Annotated in this window: 22 protein-coding genes and 3 pseudogenes; 15 read left to right on the top strand and 10 right to left on the bottom strand. The window is 69.6% G+C overall.

Annotated features, from left to right (window positions below):
- Window positions 1-45 precede the first annotated feature (45 nt).
- Complete coding sequence (locus BMG07_RS25935; protein WP_198086953.1) at window positions 46-789, bottom strand: FadR/GntR family transcriptional regulator; 744 nt, start codon at window positions 787-789, stop codon at window positions 46-48.
- Between the two features lie 150 nt (window positions 790-939).
- On the opposite strand from BMG07_RS25935, the pseudogene BMG07_RS25930 reads away from it, so the two are divergent.
- The 5 genes and pseudogenes from BMG07_RS25930 to BMG07_RS25910 all read left to right on the top strand — a co-directional run bounded on the left by BMG07_RS25930 (window position 940) and on the right by BMG07_RS25910 (window position 5,512).
- A pseudogene (locus BMG07_RS25930) lies at window positions 940-2,675 on the top strand (IlvD/Edd family dehydratase).
- Window positions 2,676-3,584, top strand: coding sequence for a 2-dehydro-3-deoxygalactonokinase (locus tag BMG07_RS25925; protein WP_198086952.1), 909 nt, complete (start codon window positions 2,676-2,678; stop codon window positions 3,582-3,584).
- Window positions 3,581-4,219 (top strand): 2-dehydro-3-deoxy-6-phosphogalactonate aldolase, encoded by a 639-nt coding sequence (locus tag BMG07_RS25920; protein ID WP_198086951.1) that lies wholly within the window; start codon window positions 3,581-3,583, stop codon window positions 4,217-4,219. Before BMG07_RS25925 ends, BMG07_RS25920 begins: the two co-directional genes overlap by 4 nt.
- Entirely contained in the window at window positions 4,219-5,001 is a 783-nt protein-coding gene (locus BMG07_RS25915) for an aldolase (RefSeq protein WP_374221318.1), read from the top strand. The genes BMG07_RS25920 and BMG07_RS25915 overlap by 1 nt, the downstream gene beginning before the upstream one ends.
- Window positions 5,002-5,197: 196 nt before the next feature.
- Complete coding sequence (locus BMG07_RS25910; protein WP_198086949.1) at window positions 5,198-5,512, top strand: hypothetical protein; 315 nt, start codon at window positions 5,198-5,200, stop codon at window positions 5,510-5,512.
- Between the two features lie 70 nt (window positions 5,513-5,582).
- On the opposite strand, the gene BMG07_RS25905 is transcribed toward BMG07_RS25910, so the two are convergent.
- The 3 genes from BMG07_RS25905 to BMG07_RS25895 all read right to left on the bottom strand — a co-directional run bounded on the left by BMG07_RS25905 (window position 5,583) and on the right by BMG07_RS25895 (window position 8,915).
- Complete coding sequence (locus BMG07_RS25905) at window positions 5,583-7,004, bottom strand: MATE family efflux transporter (RefSeq protein ID WP_198086948.1); 1,422 nt, start codon at window positions 7,002-7,004, stop codon at window positions 5,583-5,585.
- A 29-nt stretch (window positions 7,005-7,033) separates the two neighbouring features.
- Window positions 7,034-8,350: an MFS transporter gene (locus tag BMG07_RS25900; protein WP_198086947.1), complete on the bottom strand. Its 1,317-nt coding sequence runs from the start codon at window positions 8,348-8,350 to the stop codon at window positions 7,034-7,036.
- Between the two features lie 109 nt (window positions 8,351-8,459).
- A complete protein-coding gene (locus BMG07_RS25895; RefSeq protein ID WP_198086946.1) occupies window positions 8,460-8,915 on the bottom strand; it encodes a MarR family winged helix-turn-helix transcriptional regulator in 456 nt (151 codons plus the stop codon).
- A 74-nt stretch (window positions 8,916-8,989) separates the two neighbouring features.
- On the opposite strand from BMG07_RS25895, the gene BMG07_RS25890 reads away from it, so the two are divergent.
- From BMG07_RS25890 to BMG07_RS25860, 7 genes are all read left to right on the top strand, one after another.
- Window positions 8,990-9,538 carry a PaaI family thioesterase gene (locus BMG07_RS25890; RefSeq protein ID WP_198086945.1) on the top strand — a complete coding sequence of 183 codons (549 nt, stop codon included), beginning with the start codon at window positions 8,990-8,992 and terminating at the stop codon, window positions 9,536-9,538.
- A gap of 136 nt (window positions 9,539-9,674) precedes the next feature.
- Complete coding sequence (locus BMG07_RS25885; RefSeq protein WP_198086944.1) at window positions 9,675-10,742, top strand: Fe(3+) ABC transporter substrate-binding protein; 1,068 nt, start codon at window positions 9,675-9,677, stop codon at window positions 10,740-10,742.
- Between the two features lie 34 nt (window positions 10,743-10,776).
- Complete coding sequence (locus tag BMG07_RS25880) at window positions 10,777-12,462, top strand: iron ABC transporter permease (protein ID WP_198086943.1); 1,686 nt, start codon at window positions 10,777-10,779, stop codon at window positions 12,460-12,462.
- Entirely contained in the window at window positions 12,459-13,145 is a 687-nt protein-coding gene (locus tag BMG07_RS25875) for an ABC transporter ATP-binding protein (protein WP_198086942.1), read from the top strand. The genes BMG07_RS25880 and BMG07_RS25875 overlap by 4 nt, the downstream gene beginning before the upstream one ends.
- Before the next feature lie 106 nt (window positions 13,146-13,251).
- Entirely contained in the window at window positions 13,252-13,935 is a 684-nt protein-coding gene (locus BMG07_RS25870; protein ID WP_198086941.1) for a glutathione S-transferase family protein, read from the top strand.
- Window positions 13,936-14,008: 73 nt separating this feature from the next.
- The gene (gene gloA, locus BMG07_RS25865) at window positions 14,009-14,422 is read left to right on the top strand and encodes a lactoylglutathione lyase (protein WP_198086940.1); all 414 of its coding nucleotides are present in this window, start codon (window positions 14,009-14,011) and stop codon (window positions 14,420-14,422) included.
- 19 nt (window positions 14,423-14,441) lie between these two features.
- A complete protein-coding gene (locus BMG07_RS25860; RefSeq protein ID WP_198086939.1) occupies window positions 14,442-15,002 on the top strand; it encodes a DUF1697 domain-containing protein in 561 nt (186 codons plus the stop codon).
- Between the two features lie 28 nt (window positions 15,003-15,030).
- Here the strand turns inward: BMG07_RS25860 and BMG07_RS25855 are convergent, their stop codons facing one another.
- The 4 genes and pseudogenes from BMG07_RS25855 to BMG07_RS25840 form a co-directional block, all read right to left on the bottom strand.
- On the bottom strand, window positions 15,031-15,759 hold the full coding sequence (locus BMG07_RS25855; protein WP_198086938.1) for a haloacid dehalogenase type II: 729 nt from the start codon (window positions 15,757-15,759) through the stop codon (window positions 15,031-15,033).
- 2 nt (window positions 15,760-15,761) lie between these two features.
- The gene (gene eda / locus BMG07_RS25850; protein WP_198086937.1) at window positions 15,762-16,403 is read right to left on the bottom strand and encodes a bifunctional 4-hydroxy-2-oxoglutarate aldolase/2-dehydro-3-deoxy-phosphogluconate aldolase; all 642 of its coding nucleotides are present in this window, start codon (window positions 16,401-16,403) and stop codon (window positions 15,762-15,764) included.
- Window positions 16,394-18,225, bottom strand: a pseudogene (gene edd, locus BMG07_RS25845) (phosphogluconate dehydratase). Before edd ends, eda begins: the two are co-directional and overlap by 10 nt.
- Before the next feature lie 199 nt (window positions 18,226-18,424).
- On the bottom strand, window positions 18,425-18,982 hold the full coding sequence (locus BMG07_RS25840) for an OmpA family protein (protein WP_198086936.1): 558 nt from the start codon (window positions 18,980-18,982) through the stop codon (window positions 18,425-18,427).
- A 135-nt stretch (window positions 18,983-19,117) separates the two neighbouring features.
- Between BMG07_RS25840 and BMG07_RS25835 the strand changes: the two genes are divergently transcribed.
- Together BMG07_RS25835 and BMG07_RS25830 are read left to right on the top strand one after the other, a co-directional pair.
- Window positions 19,118-19,801, top strand: coding sequence for a gamma-glutamylcyclotransferase (locus BMG07_RS25835; RefSeq protein WP_198086935.1), 684 nt, complete (start codon window positions 19,118-19,120; stop codon window positions 19,799-19,801).
- A complete protein-coding gene (locus BMG07_RS25830) occupies window positions 19,798-20,334 on the top strand; it encodes a superoxide dismutase family protein (protein ID WP_198086934.1) in 537 nt (178 codons plus the stop codon). The genes BMG07_RS25835 and BMG07_RS25830 overlap by 4 nt, the downstream gene beginning before the upstream one ends.
- 23 nt (window positions 20,335-20,357) lie before the next feature.
- Here the strand turns inward: BMG07_RS25830 and BMG07_RS25825 are convergent.
- Window positions 20,358-20,928 (bottom strand): annotated as a pseudogene (locus BMG07_RS25825) (NTP transferase domain-containing protein).
- A gap of 29 nt (window positions 20,929-20,957) precedes the next feature.
- Here BMG07_RS25825 and pdxH point away from each other — a divergent pair.
- Window positions 20,958-21,611, top strand: coding sequence for a pyridoxamine 5'-phosphate oxidase (pdxH, locus tag BMG07_RS25820; RefSeq protein WP_198086933.1), 654 nt, complete (start codon window positions 20,958-20,960; stop codon window positions 21,609-21,611).
- Between the two features lie 27 nt (window positions 21,612-21,638).
- Here pdxH and BMG07_RS25815 read toward each other — a convergent pair whose 3' ends face one another.
- Window positions 21,639-22,589 (bottom strand): AEC family transporter, encoded by a 951-nt coding sequence (locus BMG07_RS25815; RefSeq protein ID WP_198086932.1) that lies wholly within the window; start codon window positions 22,587-22,589, stop codon window positions 21,639-21,641.
- Window positions 22,590-22,690 lie beyond the last annotated feature (101 nt).

The raw sequence follows: 22,690 nt of genomic DNA, 5'->3' as shown, positions 1-22,690 counted from the left end.
CTGCGGACAAACGCCTAGGCGACGTGAAAGACGTGGACGGCGCGGCTAGCTGGCCTTGAGCCTTGGCGGTGGCCTGCTCAGGCGTGGCAATCGACGCCGGGAACCGAGCACGTCCTCGATGTCCTGGCGCGCGCCGTCGATGAGGCGAATGATCGCGAGCTCGGCCTTCACCGGGTCGTGCGCGATCACCGCGTCGAGCACCGCGCGGTGCAGCGGCAGCGACAGCGTGGGGCCGTCGGTCTTGGTGGTCGATATCTCGAAACTGGTGCGCAGCAGCGCATTGAGCACCTTGCTCATCTGCGAAATCATGCGGTTGCCCGCCGCGGTGAGCAGGCCGTTGTGAAAGCGCAGGTCGAAGGTGACGTAATCGCCGCCGTTCTCGACGGCATCCTTCATGCCCGCGTAGGCGGCCTCGATTTCCTCGATGTCCTTGGGGCCGGCGCGTTCGGCCGCGAGGCGCACCGCCGCGGGCTCGACCACGCGGCGCAGGTCCTGCAGGTCGCGCAGGAACTCGGGCGTGAGGCCGGCGCGTGCCTGCCAGGTAATGACGTCGGGGTCGAACCAGTTCCACTTGTCCTTGGGCAGCACGCGCGTGCCGACCTTCGGGCCCGTGACGATCAGGCCCTTGGCGGCCAGCGACTTGATGGCCTCGCGCACCACGGTACGGCTCACACCCAGTTCCTCGCCGAGGATGGGCTCGGCGGGAATCGAAGCACCAATGGCATAACGCCCCGCCACCACGGCTTCACCGAGCAGCTCCAGCGTTCGACCGTGGATGTTCTTGATCATGTGCGATGTGAAATTTGCTATCTCGCCGCTCGAAAACACTAAGGCTCCAGCAGCTCGTTCGCGCTTATCATATGATGATTGAAACGGCCGATCGGCAGGACAAACCCTGAGGTTTTTGGCTTACAAATCAAAGACAAAGAGACACAACCCATGACCATTCCACCCAAGAAAAAAGCCGGTGAACTTCGCAGCCAGCAATGGTTCGGCCGCCACGACCGCGACGGCTTCATCTACCGCAGCTGGATGAAGGGCAAGGGCGTGCCGCACGACCAGTTCGACGGTCGCCCGGTCATCGGCATCTGCAACACCTTCAGCGAACTCACGCCCTGCAACTCGCACTTCCGCACGCTCGCCGAGCAGGTGAAGATCGGCGTATACGAGGCCGGCGGCTTTCCGCTCGAGTTCCCGGTGATGTCGCTCGGCGAAACGCTGCTGCGCCCCACCGCCATGCTGTATCGCAACCTCGCGAGCATGGACGTCGAGGAAAGCATCCGCGGCAACCCGCTCGACGGCGTGGTGCTGCTCATGGGCTGCGACAAGACCACCCCCGCGCTGATGATGGGCGCGGCCAGCGTCGACCTGCCGACCATCGGCGTGTCGGGCGGCCCGATGCTGTCGGGCAAGTGGCGCGGGCAGGAGCTGGGCTCGGGCACCGGCGTGTGGCAGATGAGCGAGCAGGTGCGCGCCGGCACGCTCAAGCTGCAGGACTTCTTCGAGGCCGAGAGCTGCATGCACCGCAGCCACGGCCATTGCATGACGATGGGCACGGCCAGCACCATGGCCAGCATGGTCGAGTCGCTGGGCATCGGCCTGCCGGGCAACGCGGCCTTCCCCGCCGTGGACGGCCGCCGCAACGTGCTGGCGCGCGAGGCGGGCCGCGCATCGTCGGCATGGTGCATGAAGACATGAACATGTCGAAGATCCTCACGCGCCAGGCCATCGAGAACGCCATCAAGGTCAACGCGGCCATCGGCGGCTCGACCAACTTCGTGATCCATCTGCTGGCCATCGCGGGCCGCATGGGCGTCGAGCTCACCCTCGACGACTTCGACCGCTTGGCGGCCGAGCTGCCCTGCCTGGTGAATCTGCAACCCTCGGGCCAGTACCTGATGGAAGACTTCTGCTATGCAGGCGGCCTGCCGGTGGTCATCAAGGAAATCGCCGACCACCTGCACAAGGACGTCCTCACCGTCACCGGCCAGAGCCTCTGGGAGAACGTGAAGGACGCCGAGAACTACGGCCCGCAAGTCATTCGCACGCTGGCCGAGCCCTTCAAGGACAAGGCCGGCATCTGCGTGCTGCGCGGCAACCTGGCACCCAACGGCGCCATCATCAAGCCCAGCGCGGCCACGCCCGAGCTGCTGGTGCACAAGGGCCGCGCGGTGGTGTTCGAAAGCGCCGACGACCTGCACAAGCGCATCGACGACGAGAACCTGGACATCGACGAGCACTGCGTCATGGTGCTGAAGAACTGCGGCCCCAAGGGCTACCCCGGCATGGCCGAGGCCGGCAACATGCCGCTGCCGCCGAAGGTGCTGCGCAAGGGCATCACCGACATGGTCCGCATCAGCGACGCGCGCATGAGCGGCACGGCCTACGGCACGGTGGTGCTGCACACGGCGCCCGAAGCCGCGGCCGGCGGCCCGCTGGCGCTGGTGCAGGACGGCGACATCGTCGAGCTCGACGTGCCCAACCGCAAGCTGCACCTGCACGTGAGCGACGAAGAACTGGCCAAGCGCCGCGAGAAGTGGGTCGCTCCCCAGGCACCGCTCGACTCCGGTTACTGGAAGTTGTACGTCGACACGGTGCTGCAGGCCGACCAGGGCGCCGACCTGGCCTTCCTGCGTGGTCGCCGCGGGGCCTTCGTGCCGCGCGACAATCACTAGATGACAAGACTGGTAGCCATCGACTGGGGCACGAGCTCGCTGCGCGGCGCACTGCTGGATGCAGGCGGACGCGTGCTGGAAGAACGCAGCGACGCGCGCGGCATTCTCACCGTGCCCGAAGGCGGTTTTCCCGCCGTCTTCGACACGCTGTTCGGCGACTGGATGCGCCCCGAAGGCACGCGCTGCCTGATCTCCGGCATGGCCGGCAGCAAGCAGGGCTGGGTCGAGGCGCCGTACTGCGCCTGCCCCGCGGGCCGCGTCGAGGTAGGCCGCAAGATCATCGACATCGACGCCATTCCCGGTGCGCGCATTGCCATCGTGCCGGGCCTGAGCGACGAGCACGCCGGGGTGCCCGACGTGATGCGCGGCGAAGAGGTGCAGATCTTCGGCGCCATGTCGATCACCGGGCTGGACGACGGCGTCTTCGTGCTGCCCGGCACCCACAACAAGTGGGCCACCGTCAAGAAGGGCCGCGTCGCGGGCTTTCGCACCTACATGACGGGCGAGTTCTATGCGCTGCTGAGCCAGCACTCGATTCTTGCGCGCACGCTCGACGCGTCGGCGCCGCTCGACGAAGCCTCTTTTCTCGAGGGCGTGACGCGCTCCGAAAACGGCCACGGCCTGCTGCACAACGCCTTCGGCACGCGCACGCTGGCGCTGTTCGAGCGCATGCCGAAGCAGGAGCTGGCGAGTTACCTCTCGGGCCTGCTGATCGGCGAGGAACTGCGCACGCAGTCGCTGCAGGCGGTCGGCGAGGTCGTGCTGATCGGCTCGCCCGCCCTCACCCAGCGCTACACGCTGGCGCTGCGCGCCACCGGCGTCGCCACGCGCACGCTGGGCGCCGAAGCCACCTGGGCCGGACTGCATGCGCTGTCCGGCTTTCTGGACACCGACAGAAACCCCGCATGACCACTCCTCTCGAAAAGTTCAGCGCCGCCATGCGCGAGTTGCCCCTGGTGGCGATCCTGCGCGGCCTCTCGCCCGCCGAAGCCGCCGATGTGGGCGACGCCATCGTCGAGCCCGGCTTCCGGCTGCTCGAAGTGCCGCTCAATTCGCCGCAACCGCTGGAGAGCATCGCGCTGATGCGCCGGCGCTTTCCGCAGGCGCTGGTCGGCGCCGGCACGGTGCTCGCGCCGCAGCAGGTGCGCGACGTGCAGGCGGCCGGCGGCGAGCTGATCGTCTCGCCCAACTGCAACCCCGAGGTCATCGCCGAAGCCGCGCGGCTCGGCATGGTCTGCCTGCCGGGCGTCATGACGCCGACCGAGGCCTTTGCCGCGCTCGCGGCCGGCGCCACCGGGCTCAAGCTGTTCCCGGCCGAACTGGCCTCGCCCGCTGTGGTGAAGGCGCTGCTGGCGGTGCTGCCGTCGGGCACGCCGGTGATGCCCGTGGGCGGCATCACGCCCGCGAACATGGCCGAATGGCGCGCCGGCGCCGCCGGCTTCGGCATTGGCTCCGCGCTCTACAAGCCCGGCAAGCAGGCTGCAGCCGTGCGCGAGGACGCGAAGAAATTCATCTCGGCCTGGACGGGCACGACGCTCGCCTGATCCGCGCCGCTGCCGCCCCCAGAAAAAAGAAGGAGACCCCCACGATGTCCGCCGATTCCGACTACGCCAGCCCCGCCGTGCGCAAGCTGCGCGAAGACCTCGCCCTGGCCCTGCGCGCGGCCGCCCACCACGGGCTGTCCGAAGGCGTCTGCAACCATTTCAGCGTGGTGCTGCCGGGCGCGCAGGACCGCTACCTCATCAACCCGCGCGGGCTGCACTGGAGCGAGATCGGCCCCGACGACATCGTGCTGATCGACGTGCACGGCGAGGTGCTCGCGGGCCGTCACCGCGTGGAGCCCACGGCCCTGTTCATCCACGGCGCGGTGCACCGCCTGACCGGCCATGCCGTGGTGCTGCACTGCCACATGCCCTACGCCACGGCGCTCACGATCACGGTCGACCGCGCACTCGACCCGACCGCGAGCCAGAACGCGATGCGCTACATGAACCGCATCGCCATCGACGCCGAATACAACGGCCTGGCGCTCGACGACGCCGAGGGCGAGCGCATCGCCCGCGCCATGGCCGGCAAGGACGTCGCCTTTCTCGCGAACCACGGCGTGATCGTGGCGGGCGGCACCATCGCCCACGCCTACGACGACCTGTACTACCTGGAGCGCGCCTGCCTGCACCAGGTGATCGCGCAGTCGACCGGCCGGCCGCTGGTGCCGGTCAACGCCAAGCTGGCCGCGCACGTGGCGGCGCAGATCCAGGGCGAGCGCGAGCAGTCGGACCTGTTCTTCGAAGCGCTGCGCCGCATGCTGCCCGCCCCGCGCGGCTGAGCGTTCGGCCGATACGACCAACGGCCTGCCCGCGGACCCGCTCCGCGGTGCAAAGTCCCTTCACAATTGTGTCTTGCCCGTGCCGCGTCCTACGCGCATGGGCTTACAGCTCTTCATCCGATTTCGCTCCAGCCTTACAAGAACTTCACAAGAGGCCGCGAGGATGAGGGCTCGAACACATAAATGGGGATCAGAGATGAAAAAGCTTACTTTGGCATTCGGCGCCGCGGCCTTGTTGTCGCTGGCCGCATTCACGGCACCGGCGCAGGCACAGTCCGGCGGCAGCTTCATTCAGGCACAGGTGTACGTCGTGCCGGCACCGCCGCCGCGCCGCTACTACGCACCGCCGCCCCCGCCGCGCTACTACCACGGCCCGCGCCACTACCAGGGCGACCGCTACTACCGTGACCGCCGCTGGGACGACCGCCGCCACTATGGCCGCCGCGACAACGACGGCGACGGCGTGCCCAACCGCTACGACCGCCGGCCGAACAACCCGTACCGCTATTGAGCGACATCGGCGTGCGCCGCGTACCGGCGCGTGCCGGCGCGCACGGCCGACACCGCTTGAAACGCTGGCGTCAGGTCTGCGCCACGCGGCGCAGCAGCCCGTTGGTCGTGCGCGGCCAGCCCACGCGGCCGAACCACGCACCGCCCGCGATGGCCGACGCGATCACGATGCCGTACACCACCAGCGCAATGCCTTGCGCCGCGAACACGCCCGTGAGCCCGCCGCCCCAGCGCAGCGCCAGCCAGCCGCCCGTGCCGGCCACGGCCAGCCGCGCGATGTTGCCGAGCACCGGCCACAGCAGCCGGCCCGCGCCCTGCGACGCGAAATACAGCACCAGCCCGACGCCGAAGAAGCCGTACAGCGGCCCCACCACGCGCAGGTAGTGCGCGCCGGTCTCGAGCATTGCCGGGTCGTTGCCGAACAGCAGCAGCCACGGACGCGGGAACAGCGCCGCCGCCAGGCCGATGGTCTCGGTCAACGCGAAGGCCAGCGCCGCGCCGGCCCAGGTGGCACGCAAGGCGCGCTCGCGCTGGCCCGCGCCCATGCAGGTGCCGACCATCGCGACCAGCGGCGCGCCCAGGCCGAACACCAGCGGCACCAGCAGGTATTCGAGCCGCGACGCCGTACCGTAGCCCGCCAGTGCGCCCGAGCCGAAATGCCCCGTGAGCGCCGTCGCGATGCCGATCGACAGATTGGTGGCCACGGTCGACACCGCGCCCACCAGCCCGATGCGCAGGATGTCGCGGAACAGCGGCCAGCGCAGCTTGAGCGCGGCCAGCGTGGGCCGCAGCAGGCTGCGCGGCGAGCGCAGGTAGACGATGAGCGCAATCGAGCCCAAGAGGTAGTACAGCAGCAGCGCCATCGCGCCGCCCGCGATGCCCATGCCCGGCAACGGGCCGATGCCGAAGATCAGCAGCGGCGAGGCCGGAATCAGGAACACCACGCCCACCACCGTCACGTTGGCCGGCACCGACATGTTGCCGGTGCCGCGGATGATGGCCGACAGCGAGTTGAAGAGCCACACCAGCACCGCGCCCGAAAACACCCAGTGCGAGTACGTCAGCGCCGCCTCCAGCGCGGGCCCGGTGCCGCCCATGATCCCGTAGAGCCAGCGCCCGCCCAGCAGCAGCGCCAGCGTGAAGCACAGGCCGAAGCCCAGCGCGATGACGATGGCATGCCACACCAGCGCGTCGGCATCGCCCCGGCGCCGTGCGCCGAGCGCGCGGGCGATCGACGAGGCAATGCCGCCGCCCATCGCGCCGCTGGAAGTCATCTGCATCAGCATGACGATGGGAAACACCAGCGCCATGCCGGCGAGCGCGTCGGTGCCGAGCTTGCCGACGAAGTAGGTTTCGATGAGGCCGACGGAGGCCTGCGCCACCATCACGAGCACGTTGGGCGCGGCCAGGCGCAGCAGCGTGGGAACGATGGGCGCCTCGAGCAGGCGGCGCGTGCGCGGGTCGAGCTCGGCGGTGTTGGCGGGTGCGGTCATGACTGGGGCTTCGATGCGTTCAATTCAGTTCAGGCACGGGCCGCGGCGCCGGGCGTGACCGGTGCGCCGGCCTTGGCGGCCGGGCGGCGGATCATCATCACGATCACGGCCGCCACCAGGCAGGCCGCGCCGGCCGCGTACAGCGCCGGGGTGTAGGTCAGCAGCAGCGTGCGCGCGAAGCCCGCGCCGTAGGCGGCCGTGGCGGCGCCCAGCTGGTGCGCGGCAAAGACCCAACCGAACACCAGGCCCACCTTGGCGGGGCCGAAGGCGGCGCCCGCGAGCTTGACGGTCGGCGGCACGGTGGCGATCCAGTCCAGGCCGTAGAACATCGCGAAGATGCCCAGGCCATAGATGGTGAACTCCGAATGCGGCAGCCAGAACAGCGACAGCCCGCGCAGGCCGTAGTACCAGAAGAGCAGCTTGCGGTTGTCGTAGCGGTCCGACAGCCAGCCCGAGAGGATGGTGCCGACGAAGTCGAAGGCGCCCATCATCGCGAGCACCGAGGCGGCGGGCACCGCGCCCATGCCGTTGTCGCCGCACAGCGAGATGAAGTGCGTCTGCACCAGGCCGTTGGTGCTCAGGCCGCAGATGAAGAAGGTGCCGGCCAGGATCCAGAAGGTGCGGTTGGTCGACACTTCCTTGAGCACGCGGAACGGCGTGGCGAAGTTCATCAGCGGCGCGGCGGCGGCGGGCGCGGCCGACTGCGTGCCGGGCTTTTCCCCGTAGGGCAGCAGGCCGATGTCCGAGGGACGGTTGCGCATCAGGCACAGCGCGAGCAGGCCGATGAGGATGCTGCCGATCACGATCGGCACGATGGCCGAGCGCCAGCCCCAGTGCTCGATCATCCAGGCCGCGAACGGCAGGAAGGCCAGTTGCCCCGTGGCCGAGCTGGCCGTGAGCATGCCGATGACCAGGCCGCGCCGCGCCACGAACCAGCGGTTGGCCACCACCGCGCCGAGCACCAGCGCCGTCATGCCGGTGCCCAGGCCCAGCATCAGGCTCCACAGCACGAACAGTTGCCACAGCTGCGACGCCATGGTGACCAGCGCCATGCCCATGCCCACCAGCGCCAGGCCGGTGCAGATGACGGCGCGCAGGCCGTAGCGCTCCATCAGCACGGCGGCGAACGGGCCCATGAGGCCGAACAGCGCGAAGCGCAGCGCGAGCGCCGACGAGATCTGCTCGGTGCTCCAGCCGAACTCCTTGGTCAGCGGCTGCAGCATGGCGCCCGGCAGGCCCAGCGCGGCCGACATGGTCAGCATGGTCAGGAAGGTGATGGCGGCGACGATCCATCCGTAGTGGATGCCGCGGCGCTGCAGCCATGCGGATACTTGGGTTGCGAACATGGGACCTCGGGTGTTGGAGTGCGGTGTGGGAGGACGAAGAAAAAACAGGGACAACGCGCGGCCGCGCGCGTGATGTGAATGCGTCGAGAAACGGTTGTGCGGGGGCGGGTCAGTCGTCGCCGAGCGGCGCTTCGTCCGCGCCCAGCAGCTCCATCGACTCGTCGATCAGTTGGTGCAGTGCCAGCACGCGCTCCACGCCCAGCAGCGCATTGAGCTTCTGCTGCGCGGTCTTCCAGTGGCCCAGCGCCTCGCGCCGTTTGGCCTCGCCCTCTTCGGTGACCTGCACCAAGCGGCTGCGCGCATCGGCGCCCGCCGTTTGCGCGACCCAGCCCGCAACGATCAGCGGCTGCAGGTTGCGGCTCAGCGTGGAGGCCGTCATCTTGAGTTCGGCGGCGAAGTCGACCGGGCGCGTGGGCCCGAGCCGTGCCAGGTGCGACAGCAGCGAGTACTGCGTGGTCTTGAGGCCGCTCTGCGACACCTCGGCGTCGTAGTGCTGGGAGAGTCGGCGCATGAGCTGGCGCACCTTGAAGCTGGTGCAGCCGCGCGGCTTGGTCTGGATGTCCATGGGGTATTATTGTAGCTGCAACTATTGCATATGCAACTTAACCACCCACAGACCCTGACAGGAGTAGGACCGGAATGACGCAGAACCCCAGCCAGCTGGACGCATGGATCGCCGACGAGCGAAAGATCACCGACCGCCTCGAAGGCGGCCCGGGCCCCGGCCTCGCCCGCCCCGACCAGATCGCCGGCAAAACCGGCCTCGAAGTGATGCAGGCCATGCTGGCCGGCGAGATCCCCTTCGCGGCCATTGCCAAGACGCTGGACTTCACGATCGTCGAAGTGCGCGCGGGCGTTGCCGTCTTCCAGGGCACGCCGCTGCCGCAACACCTGAACCCGCTGGGCACCATCCACGGCGGCTGGGTCGCGACCATGCTCGACTCGGCCCTGGGCTGCTCGGTGCACACCATGATGCCGCCCGGACGCGCCTACACCACCGCCGAGCTGAGCGTGAACTACGTCAAGGGCCTCACGCCCAAGGTGCAGCGCGTGCGCGCCGAGGGCAAGGTGATCCATTGCGGCAAGCAGCTGGCCACGGCCGAGGCGCGGCTGTTCGGACCTGATGGCACGCTGTACGCGCACGCGACGACCACCTGCCTGGTGTTCGAGATTCCGCCGGCGCGCTGAGTGCAGTAGGCCTTCGACCTGTAAGTCCAAAGGCGGCGCGCTCCCTCCCCACAGTGATAATTATTCTCATCGGCCCGCAGGCTCGCCCTGCCGCCGATGCATCCCAGAACACGTCACTGCTCCCGGAGGATCCCTCATGACCGAACGCTCCCGCGTCCAAGGCCGCCGCGCTGCGCGCGCACTTCTCGGCGTCAGCGCCACCTGGCTGGCCATCAGCGCCCTGCCCGCGCAAGCGGCCGCCGCCGACGAGCTCACGCTCTACACGACGCGCGAGCCGGCGCTGATCCAGCCGCTCATCTCGGCCTTCAGCGCGCAGAGCAACATCAAGGTCAACACGGTGTTCGTGAAAGACGGCCTGCTGGAGCGCGTCAAGGCCGAAGGCGCGCGCTCGCCGGCCGACGTGCTGATGACGGTGGACATCGGCAACCTCATGGACCTGGTCGACGGCGGCGTGACGCAGCCGGTGAAGTCGGCTGCGCTCGAATCGGCCATTCCGGCCAACCTGCGCGGCGCCGACGGCCAGTGGTTCTCCCTGTCGATGCGCGCGCGCGTGCTGTACGCCGACAAGAGCCTGCCCCTCACCAGCTTCCGCTACGAAGACCTGGCCACCCCGAAATACAAGGGCAAGGTCTGCATCCGCGCCGGCCAGCACCCTTACAACACGGCGCTGGTCGCCTCCCTCATCGCGCACGACGGCGAAGCCAAGGCCGAGCAGTGGCTGCGCGGCGTGAAGGCCAACCTGGCGCGCAAGGCCACCGGCGGCGACCGCGACGTGGCGCGCGACATCCTGGGCGGCATCTGCGACGTGGGACTGGCCAACTCGTACTACGTCGGCCAGATGAAGAGCGCCAAGGAAGGCACCGACGCGCGCAAGTGGGGCGACGGCATCAAGGTGGTTCGCCCGACCTTCGCCAATTCGAAGAGCGGCGGCACGCACGTGAACATCAGCGGCGCCTCGGTGGCCAAGAACGCGCCGCAACGCGCGAACGCCGTCAAGCTGCTCGAGTTCCTGGTGTCGGAGCCGGCGCAGTCGCTGTACGCGCAGGCCAACTACGAATACCCGGTGCGCAAGGGCGTGGCGCTCGACCCGATCATCGGCCAGACCATCGGCGAGCTGAAGGTCGACCCGCTGCCGCTGACCGAGATTGCCAAGTACCGCAAGCAGGCCAGCGCCCTCGTCGACAAGGTCGGCTTCGACCAGTGACGGGCACCGCCGGGCACAGCGTGCCGGCAACTGAATGACCACCACCGCGCGGCGCCAGCCGCCGGGCCTGCGCGCAGCGGGCCCGGCCTGGCGCTGCGCGTCGTTTTTCATCGCCATCGGCGTGCTCGCGCCGGTGCTCACGCTGGCGTGGCTCGCGCTCGGTTCGGGCGTGGGGCATTGGGGGCCGCTGTTCGCGCATGTGCTGCCGCAGGCGGCGCTCAACACGGCGCTGCTGCTGGCCGGCGTGGGCACGCTGGTGCTGCTGATCGGCACCGGCTGCGCGTGGCTGGTCACGGCGCACGACTTTCCGGGGCGCGGCGTGCTGCACTGGGCGCTGCTGCTGCCGCTGGCGATGCCGACCTACATCGTCGCCTTCGCGTACCTCGACCTGCTGCACCCCATCGGCCCGGTGCAGGGCGCGATCCGCTGGATGCTGGGCTTCGACAGCCCGCGCCAGTTCCGCCTGCCCGATTTGCGCTCGATGCCGGGCGCGATCTTCGTGCTGGGCTTCGTGCTCTACCCCTACGTCTACATGACGGCACGCGCGATGTTCATGACCCAGCCCGCGCACCTGATGGAAGCGGCGCGCATGCTCGGCGAAAACCGGCGCGGCGCGTTCTTTCGCGTGGCGCTGCCGCTCGCGCGGCCCGCACTGGCGGTGGGCCTGAGCCTGGCGCTGCTCGAGACGCTCAACGACATCGGCGCCTCCGAATTCCTGGGCGTCAACACGCTCACGGTGGCGGTCTACACGACGTGGATCACGCGCTCCGACCTTGCGGGCGCGGCGCAGATCGCGTGCGCCATGCTGTTCATGGTGGTGGCGCTGGTCTGGCTCGAACGCAACGGCCGCAAGCACCAGCGCTTCGGCTCGGCGCAGCGCATGCGCGCGGTGCAGCCGCGCCGGCTGCGCGGGGGCGTGGCATGGGCGGCGACGGTTTGCGCATCGCTGCCGGTGCTGATCGGCTTCGTGGCGCCGGCGCTGTACCTCGTCTGGGAAAGCGCCAAGCGGCTGCGCCAGGGCGGGGGCATTTCGCAGGGATTGATCGCAAGCCTGGGCAACACGCTCGCGCTGGCCGCGGGCGTCACGGTGGTCGCCGTCGCCGCGGGGCTGGTGGTCGCATGGGCCTCGCGCGCGCAGGGCTCGGGCATGAACCGCGCACGCTGGCAGGCCCGCGCGGCCACGCTGGGTTATGCGGTGCCGGGCACGGTGCTCGCCATTGGCTTGCTGACGCCCGCACTGGCCTTCGACGCTGCCTTGGCGACCGCCTTCGGCTGGCAGGGCCTGCCGCTGATGGGCGCGGGCGTGGTGCTGGTCGTAGCCTGCGCGATCCGCTTCCTGGCGATGCCCGTGGGCGGCATCGAGGCGGGTCTTGCGCGCATTCCGCCGGCCATCGAGCAGGCCTCGCGCCTGCTCGGCGAAACCACCGGCGGCACCTTGCGCCGCGTGCACCTGCCGCTGCTGCGCCCCGCGCTGGCGGCCGGCGCGCTGCTGGTGTTTGTCGACGCCATGAAGGAGCTGCCGGCCACGCTGCTGCTGCGGCCCGCCAATTTCGACACGCTCGCCACCTGGCTCTACGCCGAGGCCGCGCGCGGCACCTACGAAGAGGGCGCGATCGCCGCGCTCGCCATCGTGCTGGCCGGCCTGCTGCCGGTGGTGCTGCTGGCGCGCAACCAGCTGGGCACGCCCGCCGCCACCTCTTCCCCTCCGGACACGCCATGAGTTCTGCGCTGCACCTCGAATCGGTAAAGCTCGCCTACGACACGCCACGCGGCCCGCACACCGTCGTCGACGGCTTCTCGCTCGCGCTGGCCGCCGGCGACATCGCCTGCCTGTTCGGCCCCTCGGGCTGCGGCAAGACCACGGTGCTGCGCGCCATCGCGGGCTTCGAGCCGGTGCGCGGCGGATCGATCCGGCTGGGCGACGTGCTGCTGTCGGGGAGCCAGGTGCACCTGCCGCCCGAGCAGCGGCGCGTGGGCATGATGTTCCAGGAGTACGCGCTGTTCCCGCACCTGTCGGCGGCGAAGAACGTGGCCTTCGGGCTGCGCCGCCAGGGCCGTGCGGCACAACAGGCCCGCGTGGCCGAAATGCTCGCACTGGTCGGGCTGGCCGATGCCGGCGAGCGCTATCCGCACGAGCTGTCGGGCGGCCAGCAGCAACGCATTGCGCTGGCGCGCGCGCTCGCGCCCTCGCCCGCGCTGCTGCTGCTCGACGAGCCCTTCTCCAACCTCGACGGCGGCACGCGCGAACGACTGACAACAGAAGTGCGCGGCATCCTCAAGCAGGCCGGCCAGACCGCGGTGCTGGTCACGCACAACGAGGCCGAGGCGCACGCCATGGCCGACCGCATCGGCGTGATGCACGGCGGGCGCATCACGCACTGGCAAGGCACGGCGGCGGCCTAGCACAAGGGGCCTGTTTGTCGAATGGGCTTTTCGGGAAAAGGTTGTTCGGTCTCGCAAGAATCGCGGCGACCAGCAACCCACATTCCCCGAGAACGGAAGCCCCACCATGTCGCAGCAACCCCTCACCCTCGTCAGCCACCTGCTGTGCCCCTACGTGCAGCGCGCCGCGATCGCGCTGAATGAAAAAGGCGTGCCCTTCGAGCGCGTCGTGATCGATCTCGCGAACAAGCCCCAGTGGTTTCTCGACATCTCGCCGCTGGGCAAGGTGCCGCTGCTGAAGGTGCAACGCGCCGACGGCTCCGAGGCCGTGCTCTTCGAGAGCAACGTGATCTGCGAGTACCTCGAAGAGACGCAGCCCGGCGCGCGCCTGCACCCGCAAGACCCGCTCACGCGCGCCGAGCACCGCGCATGGATGGAATACGGCTCGGCCGTGCTCGCCGATCTCTGGGGCTACGAGACCACGCAGGACGCGGCCGTGTTCGCGCAGAAGCGGCTCGCGCTGCGCGCCAAGTTCGAGCGCGTCGAGGCGGCGCTCGGCGCGGGCCCCTACTTCGCGGGCCCCGACTTCAGCCTGGTCGACGCGGTGTTCGCGCCCGTGTTCCGCTACTTCGAGCTGTTCGACACGCTGAGCGATTCGCACGTCTTCGACGCACTGCCCAAGGTCAATGCCTGGCGGCAGGCACTCGCGGCCCGCCCCAGCGTGCGCGACGCCGTGGTGCCCGAATACCCGCAACACCTGATGGCCTTCCTGCAACGCCACCAGGCCCACCTGCTGAGCCTGGCCGCTTGATTGCCGCGCCGGGAGGCCGACAATAGCGGCCTCCCCTTCCCTTTCTCTTTTCATAACTACACGGCACCACGAGATGCGATTCCTTCACACCATGCTGCGCGTCGGCAACCTCCAGCGCTCCATCGATTTCTACACGAAGGTGCTCGGCATGAACTTGCTGCGCACATCGGAGAACCCCGAGTACAAATACAGCCTCGCCTTTCTCGGCTACGACAAGGGCAACCCCGACCAGGCCGAGATCGAGCTGACTTACAACTGGGGCACCGAGAGCTACGAGCTGGGCACCGCCTACGGCCACATCGCGCTCGGCGTGCCCGACGCCTACGCGGCCTGCGACAAGATCAAGGCTGCCGGCGGCAACGTGACGCGCGAGGCCGGTCCGGTCAAGGGCGGCACCACGGTGATCGCGTTCGTGACCGACCCCGACGGCTACAAGATCGAGCTGATCCAGCGCGACGAAAGCGCCGCCGGCGGCGGGCTGCGCTGAACCTGCGGGAGCCGCATCGATGGCAAGCACCGGCAAACAGACGGCCACACGCCATGTCGCGCTGCTGCGCGGCGTGAACGTCAACGGCATCACGATCAAGAGCGCCGAGCTGAAGGCGCTGTTCGCCGATGAACTCGGCTTTGGCGCGGTGCGCACCGTGCTTGCCAGCGGCAACGTGCTGTTCGACACGAGCGAGCGCGATGCCGCCGCGCTGCGCACCCGCATCGAGCAGGCGCTGCGCAAGCGCTTCGGCTACGAGGCGTGGATCGTGCTGCTCACGCAGAAGGCCGTGGCCGACATGGCCGCGGGCTACCCCTTCGAACGCATCGACGACGAGCGCCATCCGTACATCGTGTTCGGCTCCGACGCCGCGATGCTCGACGAGGTGATGGAGAAAGCCGGCGACGTGATGGACACCGACGCCGAGCAGTTGAAGCGCGGCAAGGGCGTGCTGTACTGGCAATGCCCGCGCGGCGAAAGCCTCGACACACCCGTGTCCAAGCTGCTGGCAAAGACGCGCTACAAGTCGAGCACCACCACGCGCAACCTGCGCACGGTAGAAAAGCTCGTCAGCGACTGAGCCGCAGGCACCGCCGCGGTCAGCACGATCAGCAGCCGAGCAGGTCGGCCAGTTCGTTGATGTCGCGCGCGTGCAGGTTGTTCTCGGGCTGCGGCGACACGTCCTTCGGCTGCGCGCGGCCGAACTCGTGGGGCCGCTCGATGTAGCCGGTCTTCAGGCCGCACACGCGCGCCGCCGCCAGGTCGTCGTGGTGCGCGGCGGCCAGCATGACCTGCCCCGGCGTTGCGTCGAACACGCCCGCCACGCCGAGGTACGTGCGCGGGTCGGGCTTGTAGGCCTTGAACACTTCGGCCGACAGCACGCAGTCCCAAGGCAGCCCGGCGCGCTTGGCCATTTCGGTGAGCAGGCCGATGTTGCCGTTCGACAGCGTGCAGATGGTGAATTTCTTCTTGAGCCGCGTGAGCCCGGCCACCGAGTCGGGCCAGGCCGGCAGCCGGTGCCAGGCGCGGCTGAGTTCGCGCTTGGCGGCGGTGTCGAGCCGGTCGTCCAGCCCGAAGTCGCGCAGCACCTGCTCGAGCATGCTCAGGTGCAGCTCGTCGAGCAGCGTGAAGCCGCCCTCGCCTGCCGCAATGCGCTCCATCACGGCCTTCATGGCCGGCTGGTAGCCGGCGCGCCAGGCCAGCGCGAAGGTGGCGCCATCGACACCCGGCAAGGCGCTCTCGGCCTCGGCGGCAATGCCGCTGTGCCAGTCGACCACCGTGCCGAAGACGTCGAACGCGATGACCTTCAGGTCGCTCGCGTCGAACTCGGTGCGCATGGTCAGCGCGGCAGCTGGCTCGCGGCGCGTGCCAGCTGCTCGATGCGGGCCCAGTCGCCGTCGCGGATGGCGTCGGTCGGCACGATCCACGAACCGCCCACGCAGGCCACGTTCGACAGCGCGAGGAACTCGGCCGCGTTGCCCGCATGGATGCCGCCCGTGGGGCAGAAGGTGACGTCGCCGAACGGGCCTTGCCAGGCCTTGAGCATCGGCAGGCCGCCCGCTTGCAGCGCGGGGAAGAACTTGAGCTGGGTGTAGCCGTCTTCCTGCGCCGTCATGATTTCGCTGCCGGTGGCCACGCCGGGCAACAGCGGCAGGCCGAGGTCGTGGCAGGCCTTGCCGACCGCGCGCGTGTAGCCCGGGCTCACGCCGAACTTGGCGCCGGCCAGTGCCGAGGCCTGTGCGTCGGCCGCGCTGCGGATGGTGCCCGCGCCGGCCACGGCATCGGGCACTTCCTTGGCGATGGCCTCGATGCACTGCAGCGCCTGCGGCGTGCGCAGCGTGACTTCGAGCATGCGGATGCCGCCGGCCACCAGGGCGCGCGCGAGCGGAATGGCGTCTTTCACGTCGTTCAGCACGATGACCGGAATGACCGGGGCGTCGCGCATCACTTGGAGCGCGGTGAGTTTTTCGTTCATAGCCATGAGCAGGCTCCTTCTTCAGCAGTCAATGCATTGCGGCGCATGCCGGCGAACAGTTCGCGGCCCAGGCCACGTCCGTCGGCGATGCGTTGTGCTTCGGGCAGCGTCGCGGTTTCGCGCGCGGCCCATTCGTCTTCGGGCAGCAACACCGCGAGCGTACCCGCTACGGCGTCCAGGCGGATCAGGTCGCCGTCGCGCACCTTGGCGAGCGGGCCGCCGGCAGCGGCTTCGGGCGAGACGTGGATGGCGGCGGGGATCTTGCCCGAGGCGCCGCTCATGCGCCCGTCTGTGACCAGCGCCACGCGGAAGCCCTTGCCCTGCAGCACCGACAGCGGCGGCGTGAGCTTGTGCAGCTCGGGCATGCCGTTGGCCTGCGGGCCCTGCCAGCGCACCACGCAGACCACGTCGCGCTCCAGCTCGCCGGCGGTGAAGGCCTTTTGCAGCGCGGCCTGCGAGTCGAACACGCGCGCGGGCGCTTCGATGACATGGCGGTCGTCGGGCACCGACGACACCTTGATGACGCTGCGGCCCAGGTTGCCGCTCAGCAGCTTGAGGCCGCCGGTGGCGCTGAAGGGCGCGTCCACCGGGCGCGCGACGCGTCGTTCTTCGACGGGCGCGCCGAGTGCCATTGCAGTTGGCCCTCGCCCGCCAGTTCGGGCACGCCGCCGAATTCGCGAATGCCGCCGGCGCGCACGGTGAGCACGTCGCCGTGCATCAGGCCGGCGTCGACCAGCTCGCCGATGACGAAGCCCGGGCCGCCCGCGGCCTGGAACTCGTTCACGTCGGCGCTGCCGTTGGGGTACACGCGGGTCAGCAGCGGAATGATGTCCGAGAGCCTGGAGAAGTCGTCCCAGTCGATCACGATGCCGGCGGCGCGCGCCACGGCCACCCAATGGATCAGGTGGTTGGTGGAGCCGCCCGTGGCCAGCAGCGCGACCATGGCGTTGACGATGCAGCGCTCGTCGACCATTTCGCCGATGGGCGGGCAGTTGAACGCGGTGTCGCTCGCCTTGCCCAGCAGCGTGCGCACGGCCTCGCGCGTGAGCGTTTCGCGCATGGCGTCGCCGGGCTGGATGAAGGCCGTGCCGGGCACGTGCAGGCCCATGGCCTCCAGCAGCATCTGGTTGCTGTTGGCGGTGCCGTAGAAGGTGCAGGTGCCGACCGTGTGGTACGCGGCCATTTCGGCGTCGAGCAGCCCCTGGCGGCCGACGAGCCCCTGCGCCGCCTGCTCGCGCACCTTCGACTTGGCGCCGTTCGACAGGCCCGAAGGCATGGGGCCGGCGGGCACGAACACGGTCGGCAAGTGGCCGAAGTGCAGCGCGCCGATCAGCAGGCCCGGCACGATCTTGTCGCACACGCCGAGCATCAGCGCGCCGTCGAACATGTCGTGCGTGAGCGCGACGGCGGTGCTCATGGCGATGACGTCGCGGCTGAACAGGCTCAGCTCCATGCCGGGCGTGCCCTGCGTGACGCCGTCGCACATGGCGGGCACGCCGCCGGCCACCTGGGCGGTGGCGCCGAGGCGGCGGGCCTCGTGCTTGATGATGTCGGGGTAGCCTTGGTACGGCGCGTGGGCCGAGAGCATGTCGTTGTAGGCGGTGACGATGCCGATGTTGGGGGCCCGCTCGGCCACCACGCGGAACTTGTCGTTGGCCGGGATGCCGGCCACGGCGTGCGCCACGTTGGCGCAGCCCATGCGGTCGGAGCCGCGGTCGCGGTTGCGGATGTCGGCCACCTGGGCCAGGTAGGCGCTGCGCAGCCCATGGCTGCGCTCTCGGATGCGATCGGTGACGTCGCGGACGGTGGGGTGTGTGCTGCTGCTCATGGGGATGGTGGCTCTTGCTGCGTGTCGCCAGCGCGACTGTGGGCCTGGAGGCCCATCGTACCAAGCCGGGCGCGGCAGCCTGATGAAATCAGGGCTCAGGGCGATACGAATTGCGCATTCGAGCCCCTGAAAACGGCGCGCACAAAAAAGCCCGGCGTGACCGGGCTCCCTGGGCTGCCTGGGCCGAGGACCGGGCGGGTCAGTCGACCAGCTTGACCTCGACGCGGCGCGCCTCGGCGTTGTTGCCCGAACCGGCCGTGACGGCGGGCTTCTGCAGGTCGACCTTCGCGGCCGGCACGCCCAGGCCCACCAGCACATCGCGCACCATTTCGGCGCGCTTCTTGGCCAGTTGCTCGTTGATGGCGGCATCGCCCGTGGTGTCGTGGAAGCCCGAGATCACCGCCTTGCGGCCGCTCTCCACGCCCTTGATGACGGCGGCCAGCGCCTCGGCGGCCCCCGGCGCCAGGTCGGCGCTGCCGGTCGCGAAATAGAAGCTCACCACGCCGTCGACCACCCGGATGCTGGCGCCGTCGGGGATGGTGACCGTCACCGTCTCGGTCACTTCGGCCACCTTGGGCTCGGTGCCGGGCGCCGGGGCCGAGATCACCATGGCGGCCGGCTTGGCGGCGGCCTTCGCGGTCGCCGGGTTGTGCCCCTTGTGCCAGAGCACCATGCCGATCACGAAGAAGATCACGAGCGCGATCAGCGCCATGAGGAAGCCGAGGATGAAATTTTGCTGGCTGTCGTCGTCGCTCATCGGGGGTCTTGCTCCGTAGGGAAGGGGTCGGTAAATAATGGTGCGGTGAACCATGATCGCGAAATTGTAGGCGCCGGCCCTCACACCCCCGTGTCGGACCCCGCGCCGGATCCCGGTCCGCCGGGACTGGACCCCATGCCCAGGCCGCTGCGCGACCCGCAGCCGATGCTCGAACGCGCCATCGCCGACTGGGGCGGGCATGAGGACCTCTGGCTGTTCGGCTACGGCTCGCTGATCTGGCGGCCCGATTTCCACTTCACCGAGCGCCGCCCGGCCTGGGTCCACGGCTGGCACCGCGCGCTGAAGATGTGGAGCCGGGTCAACCGCGGCAGCGTGCAGGTGCCGGGCCTGGTGTTCGGCCTGCTCTCGGGCGGCAGCGTGCGGGGCATGGTGTTTCGCGTGCCGAAAGCTGACGGGCTGGAAACGCTGCGCCGGCTCTGGCTGCGCGAAATGCCCACCGGCGTGTACGACCCCAAGTGGCTGCGCTGCGGCACGGCCGAGGGCCCGGTCAACGCGCTGGCGTTCACGCTGTCGCGGCGCAGCCCCAACTTCACGGGCGAGCTGAGCGACGAGCGCTACCGCCACATCTTCGCCAACGCCGTGGGCCGCTACGGCAGCTCGCTCGACTACGCGCAGCAGACGCTGGCCGAGCTGCAGCGCCACGCGATCCACGACGCGGCGCTGGCCCGGCTGGTGGCACTGGCCGCCGTGCAACAGCCGCCCGCCGCCGATTGCGATGTGTCACAGGCTCCGGTATATGTTCCGGGGTCGGCAAACAATTCCACCCAACCTTCCGGACCGTCCAAGGAAAACAAATGAACCATCGTCGTCTCTGTGCCATCGCCGCCGCGCTGGGCGCCAGTGTCATCCTCGCCGCCTGCGGCAGCATGGGCGGCAAGCCCAGCACCGTCGTCGAGCTGGTGCCCACCGGCGCGATCACGCCCAACCCGACGCGCGGCACCGTGACCTTCGCCGCCCTGGAACACGGCGTGCGCGTGTCGGGCGAGGTGCGCGGCCTCGTGCCGGGCAGCGAGCACGGCTTCCACATCCACGAAAAGGGCGACTGCGGCAACAACGGCGATGCCTCGGGCGGCCACTTCAACCCGACCGGCGGCACGCACGGCAAGTTCGCCGCGGCGGGCAGCCATGCGGGCGAACTGCCCAGCCTGGTGGCCGACGCCGGCGGCGTGGCCCGCTTCAGCGTGGAAGACCACTCGATCTCGCTGACCGACGGCGCGGCCAACAACGTGGTGGGCCGGGCGCTCATCGTGCACCGCGACCGCGACGACTTCACGACCCAGCCCTCGGGCAACTCGGGTCCGCGCATCGCCTGCGCGGTGATCACGCGCTGAGCCTGAACGGCACCGGGTCGCGCTCAGCCGCCGCCTGAACGGGCCAGCCAGAGCGCCTCGGCCCGCGCCAGGGCCTCGGGCGTGTCGATGTCGGTCACCACGCCGACGTCGTCCACCTCGAGGTCGGCGACCGAATCGATGGCGCGCATCGACCGCAAGACCGACGACGCGCCAAGCCCCCCTCCAGCGCCGCGAGCTGCGCGCCGCAGCCGGCCGCGAAGCCGACCGGATGCCCGCGCTCGCCCCGGTACTGCGGCTGCACCGCGTTCACACGGCCGCTCAACGCGGCGGCCACCGCCTGCAGCGTTTCGGGCCGCACCAGCGGCAAATCACCCGGCAGGATCAGCCAGCCGGGCGCGTCGGGCGTGGCGCGCACGGCGGCGGCAATCGAGTCGCCCATGCCGGGGTGGCCGATGTCTTCCAGGTGCCACGGCAGGCCGCTGGCGCGCACCGCGTCCAGCGTGCGCGACAGCACCGGCTGGCCCGCGAGCAGCGCCTGCAGCTTGGAGCCGGTGCCGCCGGCCGCGATGAAGCGTTCGCCGCGGCCGAGGCCAGCACGATCACCACCGGGGAATTCGCCTTCGTCGTCGTCATGGGCGGAGTATGTGCGCAACAATCGTGTCATGACTTCCCCTCTTTCCAATGACGCGCTGGCCGCGCTGCGCAAGAGCTACGAGCGCGCAGAACTCGGCGAGGCCCACAGCGCGGCCGACCCGCTCAAGCAGTTCGAACGCTGGCTCACCGAGGCCATCGACGCGCGGGTGCCCGAGCCCAACGCGATGACGCTGTGCACCGTGGGCAGCGACCTGCGGCCGTCGAGCCGCATCGTGCTGATCAAGGGCTACGACGCGCGCGGCGTCGTCTGGTACACCAACTACGAAAGCCGCAAGGGCCGCGAGCTGTCGGGCAACCCCTATGCGTCGCTGCAGTTCCACTGGGTCGAGCTGGAGCGCGTGGTGCGCATCGAGGGCCGCGTCGAGAAGGCCGGTGCCGACGAGAGCGACGCCTACTACGCCAGCCGCCCGCTCGACTCGCGCATCGGCGCCTGGGCCAGCCCGCAGAGCGAGGTGATCAGCGGACGCGACGTGCTGGTGAAGAACGCGGCCGTGTTCGCGGCCAAGCACCTGCTCTCGCCCCCGCGCCCGCCGCACTGGGGCGGCTACCGGCTGGTGCCCGACCGCTGGGAGTTCTGGCAGGGCCGCAAGAGCCGGCTGCACGACCGGCTGCGTTACCGGCTCGAAGACGGCCACTGGGCGCGCGAGCGCCTGGCGCCCTGACCCCTCGCGATAACAGAGGGCTGCCGCTCAGGGCAGCCACTGCACCCAGACCATCACCAGCGTCAGCGTGCCCAGCGCGAGCACCGTCGACACCGCGACGCTGGCCGTCACCAGGTCTTCGGCCGTGCGGTAGCGCTGCGAGAACAGGAACACGTTGGCGCCGATCGGCAGCGCCGCGGCCACCACCATCACCGTGAGCGGAATGCCGCGCACGCCCAGCAGCCAGCCGATGACGGCCACCAGCAGCGGGTGCAGCAGGTTCTTCACCAGCGCCTGCACCAGCGCGCCGCGCCAGTGCCGCCCGATGGGCGTGAGCGCGAGCGTGATGCCCACCATCACCAGCGCCACCGGCCCGAAGGCCTGCCCGAGCAGCTGGATCGGCTTGTCGATCACCTCGGGCATGACGAGCCCCGTCTGCGCGAACAGCAGGCCGGCCATGATCGGCAGTGGCACCGGGTGGATGATGGCGTTGCGCAAGGCGCGCAGCACGGTGCGCGCCATCGAGCGCTTCTCGGTGCCGCCGACCACCGCATGCTCGCGCGCCACGGCCAGCTCCAGCACCACGGTCGCGCTGGTCAGGAGCACCAGCGAATGCAGCGAGATGAGCGTGAGCAGCACCACCATGCCGTCTTCGCCGTAGGCCAGGCCGACCAGCGCGATGCCGATCATCACGGTGTTGCTGTAGGTGTTGGCCAGCGCGATCACCGCCGCCGTGCGGTTGAAGCCGCGCAAGGCCAGCGTGCCCGCGAACAGCAGGCCCGAGGCAATGAAGTAGGCCGCCACCGGCTTGAGGCTCAGTTGCTCGACGTGCACCGTGCTCATGGCGCGAAACAGCAGCGCGGGCGCGAGCAGCAGGAAGATGAGGTTCGACAGGTCCTTGACCGCGTTGCCGCCGATCCAGCGGCGCCTTCCGGCAAGGTAGCCCGCGGCGATGAGCAGGACGACGGGAAGAAGCGAGGAGATGACGAACGAATTCACCCGGCGAGGATAGCCGAGGGTCCTGCGTTGACTTGCCCCTTCCCCTCCCGGGGGAAGGCGGGGATGGGGGCAAGCGGCGCTTGCTCAAGCCATGGCCGTAT

The organism is Variovorax sp. E3, from assembly GCF_016082275.1.
GTDB lineage: Bacteria > Pseudomonadota > Gammaproteobacteria > Burkholderiales > Burkholderiaceae_C > Variovorax.
The sequence above is the reverse complement of the archived record's forward strand: the minus strand, read 5'-3'. Positions and strand labels throughout refer to the sequence as shown.

Excerpts from the sequence above, each read along its gene's own strand:
- BMG07_RS25835 (WP_198086935.1), top strand. The coding sequence starts at position 19,118 with ATGCCCAGGCCGCTGCGCGACCCGCAGCCGATGCTCGAACGCGCCATC.
- BMG07_RS25830 (WP_198086934.1), top strand. The coding sequence starts at position 19,798 with ATGAACCATCGTCGTCTCTGTGCCATCGCCGCCGCGCTGGGCGCCAGT.
- BMG07_RS25870 (WP_198086941.1), top strand. The coding sequence starts at position 13,252 with ATGTCGCAGCAACCCCTCACCCTCGTCAGCCACCTGCTGTGCCCCTAC.
- BMG07_RS25890 (WP_198086945.1), top strand. The coding sequence starts at position 8,990 with ATGACGCAGAACCCCAGCCAGCTGGACGCATGGATCGCCGACGAGCGA.
- gloA (WP_198086940.1), top strand. The coding sequence starts at position 14,009 with ATGCGATTCCTTCACACCATGCTGCGCGTCGGCAACCTCCAGCGCTCC.
- BMG07_RS25885 (WP_198086944.1), top strand. The coding sequence starts at position 9,675 with ATGACCGAACGCTCCCGCGTCCAAGGCCGCCGCGCTGCGCGCGCACTT.
- eda (WP_198086937.1), bottom strand. The coding sequence starts at position 16,403 with ATGGCTATGAACGAAAAACTCACCGCGCTCCAAGTGATGCGCGACGCC.
- BMG07_RS25910 (WP_198086949.1), top strand. The coding sequence starts at position 5,198 with ATGAAAAAGCTTACTTTGGCATTCGGCGCCGCGGCCTTGTTGTCGCTG.
- BMG07_RS25860 (WP_198086939.1), top strand. The coding sequence starts at position 14,442 with ATGGCAAGCACCGGCAAACAGACGGCCACACGCCATGTCGCGCTGCTG.
- BMG07_RS25840 (WP_198086936.1), bottom strand. The coding sequence starts at position 18,982 with ATGAGCGACGACGACAGCCAGCAAAATTTCATCCTCGGCTTCCTCATG.
- BMG07_RS25875 (WP_198086942.1), top strand. The coding sequence starts at position 12,459 with ATGAGTTCTGCGCTGCACCTCGAATCGGTAAAGCTCGCCTACGACACG.
- BMG07_RS25935 (WP_198086953.1), bottom strand. The coding sequence starts at position 789 with ATGATCAAGAACATCCACGGTCGAACGCTGGAGCTGCTCGGTGAAGCC.
- BMG07_RS25880 (WP_198086943.1), top strand. The coding sequence starts at position 10,777 with ATGACCACCACCGCGCGGCGCCAGCCGCCGGGCCTGCGCGCAGCGGGC.
- BMG07_RS25855 (WP_198086938.1), bottom strand. The coding sequence starts at position 15,759 with ATGCGCACCGAGTTCGACGCGAGCGACCTGAAGGTCATCGCGTTCGAC.
- BMG07_RS25895 (WP_198086946.1), bottom strand. The coding sequence starts at position 8,915 with ATGGACATCCAGACCAAGCCGCGCGGCTGCACCAGCTTCAAGGTGCGC.
- BMG07_RS25920 (WP_198086951.1), top strand. The coding sequence starts at position 3,581 with ATGACCACTCCTCTCGAAAAGTTCAGCGCCGCCATGCGCGAGTTGCCC.
- BMG07_RS25925 (WP_198086952.1), top strand. The coding sequence starts at position 2,676 with ATGACAAGACTGGTAGCCATCGACTGGGGCACGAGCTCGCTGCGCGGC.
- BMG07_RS25900 (WP_198086947.1), bottom strand. The coding sequence starts at position 8,350 with ATGTTCGCAACCCAAGTATCCGCATGGCTGCAGCGCCGCGGCATCCAC.
- BMG07_RS25905 (WP_198086948.1), bottom strand. The coding sequence starts at position 7,004 with ATGACCGCACCCGCCAACACCGCCGAGCTCGACCCGCGCACGCGCCGC.
- pdxH (WP_198086933.1), top strand. The coding sequence starts at position 20,958 with ATGACTTCCCCTCTTTCCAATGACGCGCTGGCCGCGCTGCGCAAGAGC.